This window comes from Vibrio maritimus (genome assembly GCF_021441885.1).
Taxonomy (GTDB): Bacteria; Pseudomonadota; Gammaproteobacteria; order Enterobacterales; family Vibrionaceae; genus Vibrio; species Vibrio maritimus_B.
On sequence record NZ_CP090439.1, the window covers coordinates 363,867 to 384,500 of the forward strand.

Below are 20,634 nucleotides of genomic sequence, written 5' to 3' on the forward strand. Positions count from 1 at the left end.
GCCATGGATTTATTACTCGTTTTAACCTACGCCGCGCTTTGTATCGCCATTTTTAAGATCTTTAAGATCCCTCTGAATAAATGGACCGTTCCAACTGCTGTACTTGGTGGCGTGGTACTTGTCGGCACGCTAATCCTGCTGATGAACTACAACCACCCATTTAGCCAAATCGGCGGGCAGTTCTACACGACCACCCCTATCGTATCAAGTGTTCGAGGCAAAGTGGTTTCGGTTGACGTAGAGGCAAACCAGCAGCTTCGCAAAGGTGATGTCCTATTCAAAATTGATCCCATTCCATTTGAAGCAGAAGTCATTCGTGCAAAAGCTGCACTCGCTGATGCAGAGCAGGATGTTCTTGAATTAGAAAGTGCTTATAAAGCTGCTCAGTCACAAACCATCAAGGCGCAAGCGGAACGTGATAAGGCGGAACGTGAGTATAATCGTTACCAACAAGGCTTTAAAAAAGGCGCTTTTACCGAGCAACAAGTCGACACTCGCTTACAGACCTTTAAGGCAAATCAAGCCGCTTTAGAGGCAGCACAAGCGCAAGAAGAAAGCTCGCGACTCGCGTTCGAGTCAGAGATATTTGGCGAGAATACGATGGTCGCTCAGCTAAAAGCACAGCTGATTCAAGCCGAGTTTAATCTAAGAGAAACGGTTGTGGTTGCGCCAACAGATGGCTACGTTACCCAGCTTGCGTTAAGACCTGGAATGATGGCAGTGCCTCTTCCACTCGCACCACTGATGACCTTTGTCCACACCGAGCAAGATTTTTATGTCGGTGCATTTAGACAAAACTCACTGCAGCGTCTAGAGTCAGGTTTCGAGGCGGAATTCTTGTTCAGAGCACTGCCAGGCAAAGTATTCAAAGGAAAAGTCGTTGAAGTGTTGCCGACGATTCCAGAAGGGCAAATCAGTGCTAGCGGCACGCTGCGTACTACGCAAACCTTCAATACCTCTGGTAGAGCTATGGTGAAACTGGTTATCGAGGATGATATGAGTGAATACGTACTACCTACAGGTTCCAATGCCGAAATTGCCGTCTACTCAGATAGCTTCACGCACGTATCCATCATGCGCAAAGTTCTTATCAGAATGAAGAGTTGGCAAAACTACTTATATCTAGACCACTAATACATGGGACTATGATTAACGATAAAGGCAACTCAAACGAGTTGCCTTTGCTTTTTCTACCATTCTCAATACGTATTAACATTCCCAATACGGTGGGCTGCCGTAAAACTCAGTAAAGTAATCGATAAATGCTCTTACCTTAGGTGCAAGTAATCGTGAGCTTGGATAAACCACCCAAATCGCCACATCTGAGTCCAAGGGGTAATCTTCTAGTACCTGGACTAAAGTGCCCTCTTTGAGCTGTTTATACACACTCCATGTCGAGTTGATAGCAAGCCCTAATCCATCGATACAAGCATCCCTCATGGCGTCACCATTGTCAGTTCGCAGCAGACCTTTGGTCTTAATTGTCTCTTTTCCCTGAGAGGTCACAAAGGTCCAGCTCTCTAAACCCACTAATTGCACACATTGGTGGTTTGATAGCTCGCTCGGCGTCTCAGGTGCTCCAAACTTTGATAAATACTCAGGTGAAGCGCAAACAATACGCCTATCTGTCGCCAGTTTTCGAGCGATCAAGGTTGAATCTTTGAGCTCGGCATCGCGTATCGCCACATCGAAGCCTCCCTCAACCAAATCGACAATATTGTCGCTAAAGCGAAAATCAATCGTTAGCTCGGGATATTGAGCTAAGAAGCCCTTCAAAGCAGGAACAATATGCAAACGGCCAAAGGACGCAGGTGCCGTCACCCTCAAGGTACCAGATGGCGTCGTACTGCCCACGCCGATTGAAGCCCTTGCGGCTTCCACCGTCGAAAGCACTTCTTCAGCATGAGGTAGGAAAGCTACGCCCTCTTCGGTCAACGACACCTTTCTCGTCGTTCGATGTACTAAACGCACGCCGAGCGCCTGCTCAAGCTTACTAATATGAGCACTCGACACAGCAGGAGAAAGCCCCAACTCCTGCCCTGCAAGACTGATATTGTTGGTGGCAGCGAGTCGGACAAACAGTTTAAGGTGTTCGATATTCATGGCTGGAAGTTAAAATATGATGTGGTAGCAATACTTTAGCTAACGCCCGAACTGGGGTCAATCGAGTCGCCTTAGCTTATAACTGACCTTTGATCATTGACGTAATCTTAGCGTCTGTTGGCGAGGTTCCTGTTGAGAAAACACCGACGACGTTACCGTCACGGCCGACAAGATACTTATAAAAATTCCACTTCGGCGTCACGCCACTCTGCTTTGCCATCTCAGCAAAAACTGGGTTAGCATTGTCTCCCTTGATTGAGCTACGCGCCATCATAGGAAAGGTGACGCCGTAATCTAGGTAACACACTTTTGCCGTGTTTTCTTCGCTTCCCCTGTCTTGATTAAAATCGTTTGAAGGAAAGCCAACCACACTGAAGCCTTGGTCTTTAAACTCGTTGTGAAGCGCTTCAAGCTCCTTAAACTGACCAGTGAATCCACATTGGCTAGCAGTATTGACGACAAGTAACACTTTTCCCTGATAGGCGTCGCACAGACTTACGGAATCGTTAGAGTTGAGTTTACGTTGGGTAGAATCCAACAAGGAGGGACAATTGCTTGCGAGGGCTTCTTTGGCGAATAAACCAAACAATAAACCGAGTATCAATGCTTTGAAAACCATGCTCATTTCTGCCTCCTTTTAGTGAGATTGTTCTTACGGGTAAAAGTAAGAATAGTTCATCAGCAAAAATGTACACATTACCTAACTTCACTAGTTCACCAGCGATACTTGATTAAAACGACAAGCAGCCACACAAGGTGGCTGCTGATAGTATGTAATACTGGTCTGTCTAGCCAATCGTCAATTTGAACTGCTCAAGCAAGTCTCTTTGTCTGTCGGTTAGGTTCGTCGGGGTTTCCACTTGAATCTTAACAAGCAAATCACCCGTTTGCCCCTTACGGTCTGTCACACCCTTCCCAGTCATTTTAAATTTTCGACCAGATTGTGTGCCCGCTGGAATCTTTAGCTTAAAGCGGCTATCGAGCACAATCACTTCAGCCTCGCCGCCCAGAGCAGCCGTCACCATATCAACTTTGGTGTTGCAGATTAGATCGTTACCATCACGCTCTAAAAAAGCATGACTGCGCGTCGCGATAGACAGGAGAAGGTCGCCCGCTGGACCACCATTAATGCCCGCACCGCCTTTGCCCGAGAAGCGAATTTTCTCGCCATCTTTAATCCCGGCAGGGATCTTCACATTGATCTTTTTGCTCTCGCCGTTAATCGGCAGTTCAACCACTTTTTCAGCGCCTTGAATCGCATCAACAAAGTCGACCGTTAGAGTAAACTCTTGATCTCTGCCTTTCTGAGCTCTTGCTCGACCATGACCACCACGCGCTTGGGAGAAGATATCCTCAAAACCTCCAAAACCACCACCGAAGCCGCCGCCACCAAAGCCACCACCACGCTGGCGGAATGCGTCGCCAAAGATATCCTCGAATCCACCGCCACCATGGCCGCCGTGGCCGCCAAAACCGCCACCTTCAAATGCAGCATGGCCAAACTGATCATACTGACGTCTTTTTTCAGTATCAGTGAGTACCTCGTAGGCCTCTTTAACTTCCTTAAAGTTTGCTTCTGCTGCGGTGTCACCTGGGTTTTTGTCTGGGTGATATTTCATCGCCAACTTTTTGTAGGCTTTCTTAATATCCTTTTCTGAGGCTCCCTTGGAGACACCTAGCACGCTGTAATAATCTCTTTTTGACATGCTAAAACCTCACTCAATCTCTTACTCAAACGGAAAAAAGGGCGTATGAGTTTCCCTCTTACGCCCTGAATACCGATAAGTTTATGTATTTATGAACATAACTCAACTGTTTATTACACCGTTTTCACGGCTTACCAGAGGCGTTATTTCACTTCTTCAAAATCTGCTTCGACGACATCGTCATCAGCGCCTGATTTAGATTGAGCGTTGTTGCTTTGGGCTTGCGCTTTTTGCTGAGCAATTTCCATTAGCTTCTGCGCTGCGGTTACCAGAGCCTGAATCTTGTCATCAATCGCAACCTTATCCTCGCTCTTGCGTGCATCTTCTAAGTCAGATATGGCGGTTTCGATATCATTTTTCACGTCTGCTGGGAGCTCATCACCTGCTTCCTCCACCTGCTTGCGCGTGGAGTGAATCATCTGATCTGCTTGATTCCTAGCTGTCGCTAACTCTTCAAACTTTTTATCCGCTTCCTTGTTTGCTTCTGCTTCTTGAACCATTTTTTCGATGTCAGCATCACTCAAACCGCCTGATGCTTGGATCGTGATCTTTTGCTCTTTACCAGTAGACTTATCTTTCGCAGATACGTTGAGGATACCGTTCGCATCAATATCGAATGTCACTTCAATCTGTGGCATTCCGCGTGGTGCTGGTTGAATACCTTCAAGGTTGAACTGACCAAGTGACTTGTTGTACATCGCTTGCTTACGCTCACCTTGTACAACATGAATCGTTACTGCGCTCTGGTTGTCCTCTGCAGTAGAGAATACCTGATTCGCTTTAGTTGGAATCGTGGTGTTCTTCTCGACAAGCTTAGTCATCACGCCACCCATGGTTTCAATACCCAGTGATAGCGGGGTTACATCAAGCAGAAGGACATCTTTCACGTCACCCGCGAGAACGCCCCCTTGAACCGCAGCCCCCATAGCGACAGCTTCATCTGGGTTGACATCACGGCGTGCTTCTTTACCAAAGAACTCTGCTACTTTCGCTTGGACCATTGGCATACGCGTTTGACCACCGACAAGAATGACGTCTGTGATATCACTTGCTGACAGTTCAGCATCGTTAAGCGCGGTCTTAAGCGGTTCAATCGAACGAAGTACAAGATCTTCAACCAAGGATTCGAGTTTAGCTCTGGTCACTTTCACGTTTAGGTGCTTAGGTCCCGTTGCATCGGCTGTCACGTACGGCAAGTTAACATCGGTTTGAGAAGTAGAAGAAAGTTCAATCTTCGCTTTCTCTGCCGCCTCTTTAACACGCTGCATCGCTAGAGCATCCTTCTTAAGGTCGATGCCTTGCTCTTTTTTGAACTCTTCCACTAAGTAATTAATCAATCGGTTATCGAAGTCTTCACCACCTAGGTGTGTATCACCATTGGTTGCTAATACTTCAAAGGTCTGTTCGCCTTCGACTTCATCTATCTCGATAATAGAGATATCGAAAGTACCACCACCTAAGTCGTAGACAGCAATTGTGCGGTCGCCGCCTTTTTTGTCTAAACCGTAAGCAAGGGCCGCAGCCGTTGGTTCGTTAATGATTCGCTTAACTTCTAAACCCGCGATGCGACCTGCGTCTTTCGTTGCTTGTCGCTGTGCGTCGTTAAAGTAAGCCGGCACCGTAATGACTGCCCCGGTAACTTCTTCACCAAGGAAATCTTCCGCTGTTTTCTTCATTTTCTTCAGTACTTCAGCCGAAACCTGTGGCGCGGCCATTTTTTGGCCTTTGGCTTCTACCCAAGCGTCACCGTTGTCTGCCTTGACGATGTTGTAAGGCATGATTTCGATATCACGTTGAACTTCTTCGTCTTCAAAGCGACGGCCGATCAAACGCTTAATAGCGAACAGTGTATTCTCTGGATTAGTCACTGCCTGACGTTTCGCCGGTTGACCGACCAAAGTCTCACCATCGGTGTAAGCAATAACGGATGCAGTGGTACGTTCTCCTTCTGCGTTTTCAATCACACGCGGTTTGTCGCCATCTAGAACCGCGACGCATGAGTTTGTTGTACCTAAGTCAATACCAATAATTTTTCCCATAATAATACCTCTCCGCTTCGCATTATTTATTCTAATGCAAAGTCTTAATTCTATAGTTTATTTCTGCGCACCAAAGGAGCGGCTTAGGCGCGCAGTTTACGTTGATTGCACATTCAATCAGGCACTGTTGTCTCGTTGAGGGTTATCACTAGCAAATTAAATGGTTTGCCAGTTTTCGACTCTCACGACTGTGCCTCTCAACAGACTTATTATTTGCTTATCGAAATCTTACGTGGCTGCATTGCTTCTGGCACTTCACGGACTAAATCGACGTGTAGTAAACCATTTTCCATACTTGCTGCTTTCACGGTGACATAATCTGCAAGCTGGAATTTGCGCTCGAAATTGCGCTCGGCGATGCCTTGATAGACGTAGTTTGGCTTATGTTCCGAAGGTTTAACCTCACCAGACACGATCAGCATGTTCTCGTTTTGAGTCAGGGTTAATGCATCTTCAGCGAAGCCAGCGACAGCCATCGTGATGCGATAGTTGTTTTCGTCTTTCTGCTCGATGTTGTATGGAGGGTATCCATTAGATGACGGCTTCTTCGCACTGTTTTCCGCTAGGTTAAACAGACGATCGAAACCAATGGCATGACGGTATAGGGGTGAAAAGTCTACATTACGCATAATACTATCCTCATAATAAGCAATAGTTCTCAACGTCATCACAAGCATGTGATTACATCAAGACTGGACACATACTCTCCGCGCGCTCAGGTGCCGCATTTAGACATATGTTCCAAGTGTTAACAGGGTTGAAGCTCATTTAGTCTCGCCAAACGGCTTCAAATAACGAGCGGTTATTGCTTCCCTAGTAAGGCAAAGCTAACTGCTCAAGAACTCCAATAGGCAGTTCATGTAAATAATATATGCTTCCGAAAATAACCTGTCAACACTTGCATTAGATTTTTTATTACTTTGTTGTCGGAAGTACTCTCACTTCAATCATTGATGAGACATCAATGCGATTTGCTAGTTTTTGAATATCTGCCACGCTCACCTGACGAGCATAGGCTTCAAAATTTGCTTCATTGGCTAAGTTCTCTGGATAGCTTGATGCTTGTGCCATAAGACCAAACCAAAAGCCATTGCTCTCATAACTTTGCTCTACGCGGTCAGTCATGGGTGTGACCGCACGGACCAGCTCATCCTGAGTCACTCCCTTCTCTTGAAGATCTTTAACCAGCTGTTTGTAGATATTGAGCACAACATCTACATTTTCAATCGTGGTGTTACTGTTTAAGTTGAGGTAACCATAGTCTTTGTAGAGAAGTGACTGAGAAGAATCCACCCAAGGAGAGTAAGCTTTACCGGTCGACTCTCTAATCGCATCGTTGACTCGAATTTGCAGGATAGATCTTAAGATCGCAAAACCAACGACATCTCTATAATTGGAACCGTCAGGTAAAGTAAAATAGCCCGATGCCAGGGCGGTATTAGGCTCTCCGTGATGGTAATAAGTGTACGACTTATTCGGTTGTAACTTAATCTCCGTCGCAGGCCTGTCTATAAAGGTTTGTGCCTTTATATCTAATGCTCCAAAAGTTTGAGCTACGTAATCCACAGCCTGCTGCTCACTGATGTTACCCAGCAGCGAAACCTCCACAGGCCCCTTGTTAATTGAACGCTCGACAAAAGGTTGCAACACCGTCAAGGGAAGCGCTTCAACCGATTCAATACTTGGATAAACCCAGCGGGGGTCACCCTGATACATTAGCTCACCACTATTGAAGCCTAGAACTCTCTCTGGCGTCGTTGGGTAAGTATCATAAATTGACTTTAGGTGCTCAATCGCGAAAGCGTGACCACTTGCTCTATATCCGGGGTGGGTGAGAAACGCTGCCGTCACTCTTAACTGGTCAAGCACATCTTGAGGTGGCACACGATATTGACTCTCTATCGCATCGTCTGTCAGATAAATGTTGGCATTAATCTGTCGACCCGAAAATATCGATCTCAGGTCATTGATATCGTGAGCCTCTAATCCACCAGCCACAAAACCGGCATCAAAAAGTGTCGCGAATGCGCCCTCCTCTGGGGTGAGCCCGAGCTTGCCTTTACCAGCACGAACGCTGATGTAAACCGCATTTGACTCATAGTCGGTTGGTTTTACGTTAAGATAGACGCCGTTTTCAAACCTATAACGAGTCACGCCGCCAAAATTCGTTGTTTCCAGCTTTTCAGCCGTCCCTTCTTTGCCAAAGCTCTGATATGCAAACTCAGCTTGTTTCTGAGGAATGTAAGGAGACACTTGTTTAGCGCTCGCTATTTGATAAGTTTCAAGAACATCCTGACTCGTTGCAGACTTCGCCTGTCCAGTAGAAGGTCGTTCGGTTACGTAAATTCGCGGTGCTTTTCCTTGCCAGTGCTGCTGAAAAGCGCGATTAAACACCTCAATATCTTGTGACATCACATCTTGCTCGAACAGAGACAAATCAAATGCCCGACTGGTCGTGACCATACTATTGTTGACATCACTTACAAGCCTCTCGGCATAATCGGCACTGTAAGTATCGTCTTCCGCCTCGGCGTCTAATTTGAGCAGATTATGGTATTTGTCGAGCTGTCGCTTTATCTCCTGCTCGGTAAACCCATATTGAGCCGCTTGACGAAGACCTTGGTCTAGTACCTGGAGTCCTTCTCGCCACAGACTCTGAGGGGTAGTCATGCTCAATTGGTTAATGGCAATGACATCAAACTGATTGTAAGAGCCGACATAAGGCGACAGTAACTTGCCTTCACTGGCATAAGACTGAGTTTCAAGTCGGTACTGAAGTGCTTGATTAGCAATATACAAAGTGAGTTCTTGCGACCGCTTCAACTTAGAGTCTGGTGCGCGATCTATTGGTTCAAGGAAGTTTAGTTCCACCGTGGTTATTGCGTTAGGATCCAGAAATACCCGCGCCTCAGGATGATTAGGTAAGGTGACTTGTTTACTGTACGCCTCTGGCTGCTTCCCTTTTGCATGCCAATCTCCAAACTGCTTTTCAACCATAGCAAAGGTTTGTTGAACGTCGACATCACCTGCGATGATTAGCGTCGTGTTCTCTGGCGTATAGTAATGGCGATAAAAGTCTGTCAAACGCTGCTTGTCCACCATTTTCATGCCGTCAAGTGTTCCTAGAGGGATCCGCTCTATGACATTGCCGTCTCGTAGAACAAAGCTAGACCAGTCATAGAGCATGTTAAGATCGAGCGTCGTCCTCTCGCGAACCTCCGAGGAGATAACGGGTAGTTCACGCTCAATTGCCTCTTTATCAAGCGTCAGTTCCGACGCGGTTTCTCTCATGATAAATAGCGATGTTTTTAACGTTTCAACATCATTTTTCGGTAGTTCTAGCGTGTATACCGTTTGCTTAAAGTTGGTTTCGGCATTGGTATCTTTACCAAATGACAAGCCATGTCTTTCAAGGATTTGAACCATTTCCCCCTCGGGCACATTCATCGAACCGTTAAATGCCATATGCTCAAGAAAGTGCGCTAAACCCGGTTCTTTTTGCCCCGGTTCTTGCAAGGAACCCGCCGCAACACGCATACGAATCGACACGGCCTTTTTGGGCTTGTCGTTAGCAATAATGATCACCCTCATGCCATTGCCCAACGCTTTGGCATGCAGTTTCTCATCAAGCGGCAGATCTGACTTTTCAAACCAAAGTGTTGCCTGATTATCTGGTGTCTCTATGTGTGCCTGTGCACTAAACGAAGCAACTTGAATTAAGGCCAGTGTGGCGAGTAAAAACAGCTTCACGGTTGGAGTGTGAAGGCGATGAGAAAAAATCATATCGAATATCCCTGAGGTTTCATTTGTCACCATCATGTAACAAAACACATATAGCGTGCTTATATTAGTAAAAATCAATCAATATGACCGTAAGGGTCTGTACGAAATTTCTCCTTCGTTTCATACGTTGCGAAGCTAACTGTGATAAGAGGTTGAAATTATGTATTTTTGATAAAACTTTACATTTTATGGTATGGATTGCATACGAAAGTTCTGCTCTTATAGAGGGGAATTTTTTATCGACGTCATCGAGTGTTCTAGTTACAAACTAAGCTACCCCAAAGAAGGGTAGCGTTACTCACACTCCCCCAAAAACGTCTTTTGTGCTTGTTATATAAGGAGTTATACAATGCCGAAGGAAAACCAATATTCCCATATTTCTAGTAACGCTCGTCTAAGAAACACAACCGCTATGATCCTAGCGGGAGGGAAAGGCACTAGGCTTAAAGAGCTTACCTCTACGATCGCAAAACCAGCAGTATCGTTTGGTGGCAAGTTTAAAATCATCGATTTCGCACTCTCCAACTGCATCAACTCAGGTATCCGCAAGGTCGGTGTCCTCACCCAATATATGGCTCAAGACTTGATCAGCCACATTCAATCAGGCTGGCAGTCGTCTTATTCGGCATTGGGCGAAGGCGTACATATCATTCCTGCTCAACAGCGTATTGGTGAAAACTGGTATCGTGGTACGGCAGATGCTATCTACCAAAACCTTGATTTGATCAAGCGCCAAACCTCCACTGAGCGTATTTTGATTTTGGGCGGGGACCACATCTACAAGATGGATTACTCGCGAATGATCAACTTCCACGTTGAGAGCGGTGCTGACGTGACAGTTGCCTGCATCCAAAAACCCATCGAACAAGCCTCAGAATTTGGTGTGATGGGTCTAAACGAACAGGGCGATATCATCAATTTCGTTGAGAAACCAAAGAACCCTACTCCAATGCCTAACGATGACAGCAAGGCGTTAATCTCGATGGGTATCTACATTTTCAATGTCGATGTTTTGGATGCTGAGCTTCGTCAGGCGTTAGAAAACCCAGACTACAAACACGATTTTGGTCATAACATCATTCCAAGTCTAATTGGCCGTAGCAATCTAAAAGGCTATGTGTTTACCGAGCGAGGTCACCCAGGTGGCAATGGTTACTGGCGCGATGTTGGTCATGTTGACGAGTATTACGCCGCGACTATGGATCTGTTGGCTCCGACGCCAGAGTTGGACCTGTATGACACTAGCTGGCCAATTATGACCAATCAGGTTCAAAGACCTGGAGTGAAGTTCTTGTTCAACGATCCAAACCGCAGAGGGTTTGCAGTAGACTCAGTGCTGTGTGCAGGTGCGATTATTTCCGGCGGCCAGGTCAACCACAGTCTCGTCTCTTCCGATGTACGAGTAGAAGACTTCGCTGAAGTACAAGACAGTATCCTTTTGCCGCGCTCAATTGTTGGTAGAAGCTGCAAGCTTAAGAAAGTCATCGTTGGTGAAGAGTGCATCATACCTGATGGTACAGTCATTGGTTATGATCTTGAGGAAGACAAGAAACGTTACACGGTAACTGACGATGGTGTAGTACTCGTTTCAGCCGAGATGTTTGAGGCTAAACAAGAAATCGACGCTAACAGCGATATTGAGGCTCTAGCTTAAACCTAGCTACTTGCTTAAACCTAACGAAAGAGGGGCGCTCGCGCCCCTCTATTTTTTTTGTTTATTTTACTTGTCGCTTTTGTACAGCTTCAAGGCATCATAAAACGCCGCCATCGTCTTAGCATGGGCATCAAATAGTTCGTCCACACTGACTTTATCTCTAACTTCCGCCACATATCGCGTCGCGATGTCATCAGTTTTCGTTCTATGTAATCGAATCAAAGATCGACCTTGCTCTGTGACACTGAGCATCTTTTTAACGCGACCATTTTCTTTGGTCTTTGCCGCAATGATCAAACCACTCGATTCTAGCTCACGAACCGCTTTATTGACTTTAGAGGTATCAGCCAATAGAGCTTGGCTGATTTGATACTGCGTACACTCACATTGTTCAGAGCACCTCTCTACGTACTGCAGTACAAAGAAGTTGAACAATGAAAGCTTCGTCGTTGAGGCTTCTGAGACTAATTTTTTTAGGTGTTCCGTCACCAAATAGCAAATGTATCCATCACTGGGTAGCGGATTCATAACTGTCGGCTCCACAGAGGATTTATGTATTTATTGGGTAAATATAACAGCCCCATAGTAAAGATTTAAACCATAATATTTTGTTACACGGTTCCTGTGATCCGGTTGGTATTCTGTGGCTTTGAGGGACTTTAGCACTGCAAATGACTGCATTTTTCAGTTATAGCGAAAAACAGTCAAGGTCTGCATAATGACATACAAGCATCGGTACCTATGCTTGAGTATGATGGTCACAGTCTACTTAGGTTGAACTACCCCTAGATGCTATTAACCCTTGAAGAGGAGATGCCTCTTCGGATTGTAATACGGAATTTGACCTTACGTTTAATGACGTTTAGCGGGCTTTATGCCCGCTTTTTTTTGTATTAGCAAAAGATTAAGAAAGCATAAGATATAGATTAAGCTTCCCTAACTGTTATTGCGGACTTACCTTAATCACGCTAGGATTTTCTCTCGATACAAACGAATGTTTCCTATAACAATTATGGAGAGAAAGAAGCATGAGTACTGAATATATCCCACCAAAAGTATGGATTCACGATAGCGAAAGTGGTGGTCAATGGGCCAGCATCAATCGCCCTGATTCTGGCGCAAGACACGAGCAAACCCTACCCGCTGGCGAACATGCTCTTCAACTCTATTCGTTAGCTACGCCAAATGGTCAAAAGGTTACCATCATGCTTGAAGAACTTCTTGCTCTTGGTAAAGCTGATGCTGAATATGACGCCTACACCATTAAGATCGGTGATGGAGATCAGTTTGGCTCTGGTTTCGTTGCGGTAAACCCAAACTCAAAGATTCCTGCATTGCTTGACCGCTCAGGTAGTGAACCTGTTCGCGTCTTTGAGTCGGGAAACATTCTTCTTTATCTCGCTGAAAAGTTTGATGCTCTGTTACCTAAGAAAGCAGAAACTCGTGTAGAAGCAATGAACTGGCTATTCTGGCTACAAGGTTCGGCACCCTACCTTGGGGGTGGTTTCGGTCACTTTTACGCTTATGCGCCGGAAAAGTTCGAGTACCCAATCAATCGCTTTACGATGGAAACCAAGCGCCAACTTCACCTTCTTGATGCTCGATTGGCTGAGAATCAGTTCCTTGCGGGTGACGAATACACTATCGCTGATATCGCTACGTGGCCATGGTATGGAAATCTAGTGATCAATAACCAGTACGATGCGGCTGAGTTCCTAGATGTCGAAAGCTACCCTAACCTAATCCGCTGGGCAAAAGAGATTGCTGAGCGTCCAGCTGTGAAGCGTGGCCGTATTGTAAACCGCGTCTGGGGGGAAGAGTGGGAAACGTTAGCTGAGCGCCATAGTGCAGCAGATATTGACGAAGTACTCGCCAAACAACCTAAATAGAGTAATACCGACATTGCAACAAGGTGCACAAAAAACGCGACACCTACGGGAAAGCGCCAATATTGTGTGATAGGCTCCACAGAAATAGCGGTGTTGCATATGAGCACACCGCTATTTTTTACAAGGGGTCATACAAGGAACGTTGAGTTAATGTCTAAAGAAGAGTTCTGTCATCTGGCAAGCTTTGAGGCATTCGATGGAATGGATGTCATCAACGCACAATTTGTCGATACCACATTTGGCAAACACGCACATGGAGAATTTGTGATTACGCTGGTTGATGCAGGCGTTCAGCAATTCTTTCATAAAGGTGCAACTCATAATGCTATTAGTGGCGATATTTGTATCATTAGCCCAGACGAAATCCACACTGGCAGCAAAGGGTGTGAACAAGGATGGCGTTATCGCGGTATCTATCCAAGTGAACAGCAAGTCCGCGACATCTACAAAGAGATGTATGCAAAGGATGGACTGCCAACGTTTCGTAACAGCACCATCTCTGATGAGCGGTTAAAACGGCAAATGCATCTGCTATTTTCAACCATCAACAACGCCGGCGAGCAACTTGAGGTGGAGAGTCATTTAGAACTGTTATTGGTAAAAATGATCTTACAATACGGTTCATCGAGACTTGCTGCTGCTGATGGTCCCGATGCCAAATCCAACATCATTATCGCCCGTGACTACCTCGCTGATAACTGCACTAAGAAAGTCGCTCTCGATGAACTAGCGGAATTAACTGGCGTAAGCAAATATCATTTAATTCATGAGTTTAAACGTCACTTAAGCGTTACCCCTCACCAGTTTCAAGTCCAACAGCGGATCAGCTATTCCAAATCCTTACTAAAGGCTGGCAACAAGCCCATCGACGTTGCGCTAGCTTGTGGTTTTCATGATCAAAGCCATTTCCATAAAACCTTCGTCAGCGCGATGGGAATCAACCCAACGACCTACCAACAACAATTTTTTACAAGATAACTGACTCTGCGCTCATTAGAGTGGCTACTGCATAAACAAATAAAATAACAACGTCAGTAGCTAGGTTAGTTGGAGTAATAAATAAAATGGAGTTACATCAAGTCGAGTTCTCGACAGAACGATCTCGTTCGTACAAATTGGCTTTGAATCAATTTCCAGCGTGTTGGAAAGAAGACACCTTAATGATGTTTGATTTTCTTGCCCCTCAATGTGGTGAGGCAATACTAGAAATTGGAGCGGGAAGCGGCTTTTTCTCATTCGACATTTCTACCGCCATTGGACCAGAAGGACGACTTTTTGTTGTTGATCCCTCTCCAGATCAATTAAGACCCATCTATGATCGAGCATGTGAAAACATCACCATAATGCAAAGACCCGCTGAAGATATTTCACTATCTGAAGGCGTAACACTCGACGCAATTTGGTCACGCGGTGCTTTTCACCATGTAAAAAGTAAAGAAGCGGTATTGAGCAACTTAGCACAGTTCGCCAAGCCTGGTGCGCGCTTGGTGATTTGTGACATCTTCAGTGGTACTAAGCTATCGGACTACTTTGATGAACATGTCGCGATTTCATGCACAACAGGGCACGAAGTAAGCTTTTTGAGCAAACCATACGCCAAGAGTTTGTGCAAACTTACCGGATGGAGTGAACCTAAGTTCACAGATTTAGCACTACAGTGGCATTTTGAGCGAAAAGAAGATATCGGTGTCTTTCTATCATTACTTCATTCAAACAAGCCTGAGTATTCCCACAAGCACAGTTTGGATGATGCAGAGCGCCTACTCGGCATACGACGCACACCGACAGGTTGGGCGCTTAACTGGCCAATGACTGTGATGACAGCCATCAAGGAATAAAATGGAAAGTCAGCTAGCCTTTATCACCATTTGCATAGCTTCAGCGGCATCCCCAGGTCCGGGGATGTTGGCAGTATTAAGCAACAGTTTGAACCAGAATATGCAACGCACAATTCCAGTCATTCTCGGCATTTCCACTGGGCTTTTGCTTGCTTCTATACTGTCCAATTCTTGGTTGTTGACCTTAGTTCATACTAATGACCTCGCCTACCAAGTCATGACCGGGCTGTGCAGCAGCTATATTATCTACCTTGGTGGTCGTGCGATTTACTATTCACGAAGCCAAGCGATGATTGAAGAGCGTTCATATGGTTACAGGAGCGGTGTTCTGATCTCGCTTTTGAATCCAAAAACTATCGTGTTTTTTGGCGCCCTGTTTCCTCTTTTTGTAAAAGGTGAACAATATTTCGCCCTGCAAGCCGCGGTACTGACTCTCGAGTTGATCTTAATTACTCTGTCTATTCACTTACTTCTATCACTTGCAACTGAGAAAGTAGCTAGGTTTTTAAAACGTCATATTGTGATTATAAATCGGCTGACCGGTGTCCTGTTCATTCTGCTAGGGACAAGCGGGTTACTCCTATAGAGACAAAAAGACCACATTATGTGGTCTTTTTAACTTCAACTATCGAGAATAACTGTAGTGAATACAGACAGGTTACTCGCTTTCTTTTTCAACCAGGCTCGCTTCATATTCACTGATATCATTTTCGCGCCAGATCTCTGCGTCTGAACAATCCATACCAGAGTTAAACGTATCCCAACAAGCAGAATACTTCACCGGCACTGGCTCAATGCCGTGTTCACGCAATCGGCGCATTGTCTCTTCACAACGGTCATCAATCAAAATTCGACCGTCACCAATCGTCGGTGCGTTCATCGCTCCGCGAGCCACGTCTTCCAGAGGGATTGGAATAATGGTGTAACCCTCAAGGCACTTAGGCAAGCCTTCGCTCATTAAGCCATAGTTTGGCGCATCAGGCAGACCAACAACACCCTCTTTGATCATCATGATGAAGCAATCAAAGTGATAGGTTAAGTTAGAGTCGAAGAAAACCTCTTCATACGTATAACCTTCATCTTCCAAGATACGTTCCATCATGAACTTACCACCGAGTGGGTTACCTGCCGAGGTATGATCGTGGCAAGTCTCTTCTTGGTAAGTTTCTGGAATACACTCTTTATTCGGTACACCCCAACCCAACAGTAAGTGCTTGTTAGGAAAGATCTTCACAGCTGCGTTATCAATACCAATCATGCCTGGCCCCTGCATGTTTACATCTGGTTCAGGAAACGGCATCGAACGGTAGCGCAAATCAGGGTTGGCTTTAAACAACTCATTGGTACCAGCACGTGTTGCAAATTCCCACTGACGCACAGGACCACACTCCCAAATCTGCATGAATGTATCGCCCATAATACGACCATAGCCAGGTCCGCCATAAATTGAGCAGAATTTTGGACCTTTCCATGCTGCGTTATTATCGACAATCGCCTCTGGGTACTCACAATCACGGTTGCGAATCACTTTGACGCCGCAGCTTTCGAGCGCCGCTGCTAGACCATCGGACTCTTCTTGCATCTCAGCAAAGAGCTCTGGAGCTACATCTTTTAGCGGTTTGTTTTTGTGTTCACGCCAAAACTGCATTGCTTCGTCTGCCAGACTGTCACCCGTCATTGCATGCATTTCGCCTACATCTGGGTCCGGTACATAAACCGCATTCAGGTCACCAACATATGCCGCTCTGTAACGTGCAAAACCGTGTTCAACGTGACAACGCGTATCTTTAAACTGCTTAATTAGGCTTGCGTTGAGCTTGTCCCATTTTTCTTGCTCTGAAAGCATGAATGACTTCATCTCAGGATCTAGGTGCGGGTTATTTTGGATATCATTTTTAGCCATAATCTGTGCCTCGTATTGACTAGTGTTTATGGCATCCGTGCGATTTACATTAACTGGTGAAGAATCCTCTCCCCCACCTTAAGGTTTAAAACGCTGCGCTGAACTCTGTCGCGTTGCGTTGGGTGTAATTTAAACTGAGAGCAAAATGTGAGCGAATAAGTTATTTCCAATAATTTTGGAAGTTTGATGTTCAAAGTCAGCAAATACGGCCCGTAACGAGCTATTATCTAAGGATTATTCAAAGGTAACCGTAATTAAGGAGCGTCGATGCTGTCATTAGATCAGTTGCTGATGTTTAGAACTGCGGCAGAAGAAGGCAGTTTTTCTGCAGCGGCAAGGGTAGTTGGCAAGCGTGTGAGCACAGTGAGTGCCGCTATAATAGCTCTGGAAGATTACCTTGATGTCGCTTTGTTCGACAGAAGTACGAGAAAGCCAACCCTGACCGAAGATGGAGAGAGGCTCTATGTTAACTCACAGATACTTCTGCGTGAGGTAACTAAAATTGAACGCAGCATGCTTCCTCAAAATCGAGATGCTGAGAAAACGTTTAAGATCGGGGTTGAAAACATATTGCCGACAAGTGTATTCGAAGAGCAGATTAATAGAGTCAATCAACGATACACGGATACTGCAATACATATTGTTCGCAGCAACTCGAACAGTCTATTCAAACAACTAAGTGAAGAATCTTTGGATGTGTTACTGGTGGGGACACAGGGTAAGTTGATGGATGAGTTTGAAAGCAAGGGGGTTGGCAATATCAACCTTAGTCTTGTTTGTGCCCCTGACTCAAAACTTGCTGATCTAGAAATGGTACCAACTCACACTCTCTATACCGAGCGTCAGATATCTTGTTCCAGCCTGGTCCATAACCCTCTTCTGTCACAGTTATTGATATTTTCGCCAGAACAGTGGGAAGCGTCGAGCTTAGAGGACGTACTTGCTCTTGTCGAACAAGGTTTAGGATGGGCATGTGTCCCAGAGGAAATCGCCCTGCAGCGCCAAGATCTCGGGTTCCTAAAAATCATTCAATCAGATCTAATTAACGCTGGGGTCAGTATTGCTGTTGATATCGTCGAATTAGAGGGGGCAGAGCATGGTCCGGTGCATAAGTTTTTTACGGGACTATATATGTAATGCCCTTGCCTCATCCTAAAATGCAAAAAGCCCCCATTCATCGCATAGCGACCAATGGGGGCTGGCAGTGTCTTTCGTCGGCTAACTCAGATTAAAGAACCGTAATGATGTCTTCTTGAGCTAAGCGAGACTTAGGCAGACCGTAGTTATAGTCTTCACCTTCTTTGTGGTAGCCAAGTGCAAGTGCAAAATCACACACGTAACCACCGAGTTCGTCTTTAAAGATCTCACCGATCATCTCTGGGTCAACGCCTTCCATCGGAGTAGATGCGATGCCCATGCGCGCAAGAGTATGAAGTACATTACCCAACGCGATGTAAGTTTGTGCTTTCGTCCACTGACCGTTAAAGCCGTTTTCGTCGGTGTTTAGCTCTGCAAAGCCAAACGCACCGTTTAGCATTTGGTCGTACATGTCTGCTGGCAAGTGACCCGATGTTACTTCCACGTCCACCACTTTTTTGTAGTCATCTTTGGTAAAGTGCGGGTTGTGTGCGAATAGAATCGTATGAGACGCCTCTTTCGCATGTGGTTGGTTGAACTGGTGCATGTTTGCAAAAGTGTCGTGGAAACGCTGCTTCGCTTCATCGCTCTCGATCACAATAAACTTCCACGGCTGTGAGTTGATAGAAGAAGCTGACAGGCGAATTGCCTCTTTGATTACTTCCATATCCTCTGCAGAAATACGCTTAGTCGCATCGTATTTTTTGGCTGTGTAACGGTTGTTTAGATCTTTAATGATTTGATGAGTCACTGTGCTCTCTCCACTATATATTCACTACAAAATTGGGGCTTCAGCGAATGTTTCGGTGATTTACAGCATCGCAAACCGCTTGTTAACCCAGAGCCAACTCGTGTCGGCGAGGTGTAGATTAGAGCTAAAGCGCTAGAAGAAAAAGAGCCAAATCCCCCAGACATTATGGGCAAAATCTTCCACAATACTGTCGGTATGCATCTCTAGATCAATTTTCATTCACTTAATCGCCGATACGAGATCTGTTAGACACAAATTTTTCTGATTTAAGACTATGATTGAGGTAGGTTATACGGCAAGAGGGCGTGGTTATGAAATACAAACATATCCTAGTGGCACTTGAGCTTTCTCCTGAAAGTAATGTGTTGATTGATAGGGCTGTTTTTCTAGCAAAACTATTGGACGCCGATGTTTCATTTATCCATATTGATGGCACACACGGTGAAATATATTCAGACCTAGTTGACTTGAAAGACGACCCTGAGCAACGGCCGCTAAACATCGAAGCGATGGAACAGTTACATGGTTTTGCAGAGTATGCCGAGTGCGAGCTAAATCACTTTATTATTGGCACAGGCGACCTTGGTGACAAATTGAAAGTTGCGATTGCGCAAAATGATTTTGATTTATTAATTTGCGGTCACCACCATGATTTCTGGAGCAAAATTGTGTCTGCTTCCAGACAAGTTATCAATAGCTCGCCAGTGGATGTTCTTGTGGTTCCAATTGAGGATTGATTGCTGTCAAACCAGTATAAAAGCTCAGCCTTGCGCTGGGCTTTTTTATGACATTACTTATTGAGCGTCAAAGAGATACGAACGAAGTTTTCGTCTTCATATTGGATCTGATAACCGAAGATTTCATTCGCATATATTGTTCCTAAGAACAAGTGCTTTTCACGCACTGTGCCGCGGAACAGGATGGAGATGTCGGCAACAAGCTGGTTCTTCGTGCCAAAGTGAGCATTGAGATCATTGGACAACACACAAAGTAAACAGCCATTTTCGTCATGGCTAAGATCCACATCTTCAGGTGTAGAAAGAAGCGCTGTTGTACCCAGTTTCTTCTCTATTTCTCGGATCAGTAGCAAGTAGCTATCTAGGTGAGGCTGCAGTGCTTCAGGTTTAGCCTCTACGGCTGTAAGCAGCACATCCTCTAGATCTACCTGAGACTTTTTAGCTTGCAGACTCATCGTCTTCAACTGCTTGCGAATCGCTTTATACTTATTGCTCTTTAGCTTGGGTTTCAGCCAGCGAACAAGTAACTCGTTCTTCTTTTCGCGGTCGAAGAACGGAGATTTGCGATCAAGCTTTTGAAATTCGAGGTATAAAAGGGCGTGCAAAGACACCTCGGTCAATAGACGTATTGATTCCGAGTTAGACGTACTCATTTGCTTTGAACTGGATCCTTTGTTCTGCATTGTAGTCTGTAGGTAGTATAAGGAAAGGAATAATGGTGCCGAGAGAGGGACTCGAACCCTCACACCAAAGGCACTAGCACCTCATGCTAGCGTGTCTACCAATTTCACCATCTCGGCATCGATAATGCGGCGTGTTGCTGCATTTATTGACATCCACTTAATTAGTGGATGTTGAAATATTAACTGACGATTTTAGGCTTGTATAGCGTTTCGTTGGATAAATGTAGTGAAATCAGTTTGTTCGGTGAATAATTCATCACTTTGCGTATTTGACGCTCAAACCGTTGTTTTCTCTCATCCATCTCCCCCATCCCTACTCACCATAAAGCAGCATGATTCATAAACCACATTTATGTTTAAAGCCAAGTTCAGGCTATGTATCCAAAAGTAACCGTTAGTTACTATGTTCAC

18 protein-coding genes and 1 tRNA gene are annotated in these 20,634 nt (G+C 45.3%); 8 read left to right on the top strand and 11 right to left on the bottom strand.

Annotated features, from left to right (window positions below):
* Positions 1 to 3 precede the first annotated feature (3 nt).
* Positions 4 to 1,134, top strand: a complete 1,131-nt coding sequence (locus LY387_RS18255; protein ID WP_128649024.1) for an HlyD family secretion protein — start codon at positions 4 to 6, stop codon at positions 1,132 to 1,134.
* Between the two features lie 75 nt (positions 1,135 to 1,209).
* Here LY387_RS18255 and LY387_RS18260 read toward each other — a convergent pair whose 3' ends face one another.
* From LY387_RS18260 to LY387_RS18285, 6 genes are all read right to left on the bottom strand, one after another.
* Positions 1,210 to 2,103 (bottom strand): LysR family transcriptional regulator, encoded by an 894-nt coding sequence (locus LY387_RS18260; protein ID WP_234497256.1) that lies wholly within the window; start codon positions 2,101 to 2,103, stop codon positions 1,210 to 1,212.
* Between the two features lie 76 nt (positions 2,104 to 2,179).
* Positions 2,180 to 2,728 carry a glutathione peroxidase gene (locus LY387_RS18265; RefSeq protein WP_128649026.1) on the bottom strand — a complete coding sequence of 183 codons (549 nt, stop codon included), beginning with the start codon at positions 2,726 to 2,728 and terminating at the stop codon, positions 2,180 to 2,182.
* A 163-nt stretch (positions 2,729 to 2,891) separates the two neighbouring features.
* The gene (locus LY387_RS18270; RefSeq protein ID WP_234497257.1) at positions 2,892 to 3,809 is read right to left on the bottom strand and encodes a DnaJ C-terminal domain-containing protein; all 918 of its coding nucleotides are present in this window, start codon (positions 3,807 to 3,809) and stop codon (positions 2,892 to 2,894) included.
* Between the two features lie 143 nt (positions 3,810 to 3,952).
* Positions 3,953 to 5,848 carry a molecular chaperone DnaK gene (gene dnaK, locus LY387_RS18275; RefSeq protein WP_234497258.1) on the bottom strand — a complete coding sequence of 632 codons (1,896 nt, stop codon included), beginning with the start codon at positions 5,846 to 5,848 and terminating at the stop codon, positions 3,953 to 3,955.
* Positions 5,849 to 6,057: 209 nt separating this feature from the next.
* Positions 6,058 to 6,477, bottom strand: a complete 420-nt coding sequence (locus LY387_RS18280) for an Hsp20 family protein (RefSeq protein WP_234497259.1) — start codon at positions 6,475 to 6,477, stop codon at positions 6,058 to 6,060.
* 286 nt (positions 6,478 to 6,763) lie between these two features.
* Positions 6,764 to 9,631, bottom strand: a complete 2,868-nt coding sequence (locus LY387_RS18285; RefSeq protein ID WP_234497260.1) for a M16 family metallopeptidase — start codon at positions 9,629 to 9,631, stop codon at positions 6,764 to 6,766.
* 349 nt (positions 9,632 to 9,980) lie between these two features.
* Here LY387_RS18285 and glgC point away from each other — a divergent pair, with 349 nt between their 5' ends.
* The gene (gene glgC / locus LY387_RS18290) at positions 9,981 to 11,285 is read left to right on the top strand and encodes a glucose-1-phosphate adenylyltransferase (RefSeq protein WP_234497261.1); all 1,305 of its coding nucleotides are present in this window, start codon (positions 9,981 to 9,983) and stop codon (positions 11,283 to 11,285) included.
* Between the two features lie 66 nt (positions 11,286 to 11,351).
* On the opposite strand, the gene LY387_RS18295 is transcribed toward glgC, so the two are convergent.
* Positions 11,352 to 11,813 (bottom strand): hypothetical protein, encoded by a 462-nt coding sequence (locus tag LY387_RS18295; RefSeq protein WP_234497263.1) that lies wholly within the window; start codon positions 11,811 to 11,813, stop codon positions 11,352 to 11,354.
* 500 nt (positions 11,814 to 12,313) lie between these two features.
* Between LY387_RS18295 and yghU the strand changes: the two genes are divergently transcribed.
* From yghU to LY387_RS18315, 4 genes are all read left to right on the top strand, one after another.
* Entirely contained in the window at positions 12,314 to 13,174 is an 861-nt protein-coding gene (yghU, locus tag LY387_RS18300) for a glutathione-dependent disulfide-bond oxidoreductase (RefSeq protein ID WP_234497265.1), read from the top strand.
* A 150-nt stretch (positions 13,175 to 13,324) separates the two neighbouring features.
* Entirely contained in the window at positions 13,325 to 14,152 is an 828-nt protein-coding gene (locus LY387_RS18305) for an AraC family transcriptional regulator (protein ID WP_234497266.1), read from the top strand.
* An 86-nt stretch (positions 14,153 to 14,238) separates the two neighbouring features.
* Positions 14,239 to 15,012: a class I SAM-dependent methyltransferase gene (locus tag LY387_RS18310; RefSeq protein WP_234497267.1), complete on the top strand. Its 774-nt coding sequence runs from the start codon at positions 14,239 to 14,241 to the stop codon at positions 15,010 to 15,012.
* A 1-nt stretch (position 15,013) separates the two neighbouring features.
* Positions 15,014 to 15,598 (top strand): LysE family translocator, encoded by a 585-nt coding sequence (locus tag LY387_RS18315; protein ID WP_234497268.1) that lies wholly within the window; start codon positions 15,014 to 15,016, stop codon positions 15,596 to 15,598.
* Between the two features lie 72 nt (positions 15,599 to 15,670).
* Here the strand turns inward: LY387_RS18315 and LY387_RS18320 are convergent, their stop codons facing one another.
* The gene (locus LY387_RS18320; protein ID WP_234497269.1) at positions 15,671 to 16,915 is read right to left on the bottom strand and encodes a hypothetical protein; all 1,245 of its coding nucleotides are present in this window, start codon (positions 16,913 to 16,915) and stop codon (positions 15,671 to 15,673) included.
* A 267-nt stretch (positions 16,916 to 17,182) separates the two neighbouring features.
* Here LY387_RS18320 and LY387_RS18325 point away from each other — a divergent pair, with 267 nt between their 5' ends.
* Positions 17,183 to 18,052 (top strand): LysR family transcriptional regulator, encoded by an 870-nt coding sequence (locus LY387_RS18325; protein ID WP_234497270.1) that lies wholly within the window; start codon positions 17,183 to 17,185, stop codon positions 18,050 to 18,052.
* Between the two features lie 91 nt (positions 18,053 to 18,143).
* Here LY387_RS18325 and LY387_RS18330 read toward each other — a convergent pair whose 3' ends face one another.
* A complete protein-coding gene (locus tag LY387_RS18330; RefSeq protein WP_234497271.1) occupies positions 18,144 to 18,803 on the bottom strand; it encodes an NAD(P)H-dependent oxidoreductase in 660 nt (219 codons plus the stop codon).
* Positions 18,804 to 19,114: 311 nt separating this feature from the next.
* Between LY387_RS18330 and LY387_RS18335 the strand changes: the two genes are divergently transcribed.
* Entirely contained in the window at positions 19,115 to 19,540 is a 426-nt protein-coding gene (locus LY387_RS18335) for a universal stress protein (RefSeq protein WP_042470815.1), read from the top strand.
* Positions 19,541 to 19,593: 53 nt separating this feature from the next.
* Here the strand turns inward: LY387_RS18335 and LY387_RS18340 are convergent, their stop codons facing one another.
* Both LY387_RS18340 and LY387_RS18345 read right to left on the bottom strand, forming a co-directional pair.
* Positions 19,594 to 20,193 (bottom strand): DUF2913 family protein, encoded by a 600-nt coding sequence (locus LY387_RS18340; protein WP_234497272.1) that lies wholly within the window; start codon positions 20,191 to 20,193, stop codon positions 19,594 to 19,596.
* A 63-nt stretch (positions 20,194 to 20,256) separates the two neighbouring features.
* Positions 20,257 to 20,340: transfer RNA gene (locus tag LY387_RS18345), tRNA-Leu, on the bottom strand.
* Positions 20,341 to 20,634: the final 294 nt, after the last annotated feature.

What these genes read in the sequence shown, in the direction of transcription:
- LY387_RS18295 (WP_234497263.1), bottom strand. Translation starts at nt 11,813, where the DNA reads ATGAATCCGCTACCCAGTGATGGATACATTTGCTATTTGGTGACGGAA.
- LY387_RS18335 (WP_042470815.1), top strand. Translation starts at nt 19,115, where the DNA reads ATGAAATACAAACATATCCTAGTGGCACTTGAGCTTTCTCCTGAAAGT.
- LY387_RS18315 (WP_234497268.1), top strand. Translation starts at nt 15,014, where the DNA reads ATGGAAAGTCAGCTAGCCTTTATCACCATTTGCATAGCTTCAGCGGCA.
- LY387_RS18285 (WP_234497260.1), bottom strand. Translation starts at nt 9,631, where the DNA reads ATGATTTTTTCTCATCGCCTTCACACTCCAACCGTGAAGCTGTTTTTA.
- LY387_RS18260 (WP_234497256.1), bottom strand. Translation starts at nt 2,103, where the DNA reads ATGAATATCGAACACCTTAAACTGTTTGTCCGACTCGCTGCCACCAAC.
- LY387_RS18265 (WP_128649026.1), bottom strand. Translation starts at nt 2,728, where the DNA reads ATGAGCATGGTTTTCAAAGCATTGATACTCGGTTTATTGTTTGGTTTA.
- LY387_RS18255 (WP_128649024.1), top strand. Translation starts at nt 4, where the DNA reads ATGGATTTATTACTCGTTTTAACCTACGCCGCGCTTTGTATCGCCATT.
- LY387_RS18310 (WP_234497267.1), top strand. Translation starts at nt 14,239, where the DNA reads ATGGAGTTACATCAAGTCGAGTTCTCGACAGAACGATCTCGTTCGTAC.
- glgC (WP_234497261.1), top strand. Translation starts at nt 9,981, where the DNA reads ATGCCGAAGGAAAACCAATATTCCCATATTTCTAGTAACGCTCGTCTA.
- yghU (WP_234497265.1), top strand. Translation starts at nt 12,314, where the DNA reads ATGAGTACTGAATATATCCCACCAAAAGTATGGATTCACGATAGCGAA.
- LY387_RS18270 (WP_234497257.1), bottom strand. Translation starts at nt 3,809, where the DNA reads ATGTCAAAAAGAGATTATTACAGCGTGCTAGGTGTCTCCAAGGGAGCC.
- LY387_RS18340 (WP_234497272.1), bottom strand. Translation starts at nt 20,193, where the DNA reads ATGAGTACGTCTAACTCGGAATCAATACGTCTATTGACCGAGGTGTCT.
- dnaK (WP_234497258.1), bottom strand. Translation starts at nt 5,848, where the DNA reads ATGGGAAAAATTATTGGTATTGACTTAGGTACAACAAACTCATGCGTC.
- LY387_RS18305 (WP_234497266.1), top strand. Translation starts at nt 13,325, where the DNA reads ATGTCTAAAGAAGAGTTCTGTCATCTGGCAAGCTTTGAGGCATTCGAT.
- LY387_RS18325 (WP_234497270.1), top strand. Translation starts at nt 17,183, where the DNA reads ATGCTGTCATTAGATCAGTTGCTGATGTTTAGAACTGCGGCAGAAGAA.
- LY387_RS18280 (WP_234497259.1), bottom strand. Translation starts at nt 6,477, where the DNA reads ATGCGTAATGTAGACTTTTCACCCCTATACCGTCATGCCATTGGTTTC.
- LY387_RS18320 (WP_234497269.1), bottom strand. Translation starts at nt 16,915, where the DNA reads ATGGCTAAAAATGATATCCAAAATAACCCGCACCTAGATCCTGAGATG.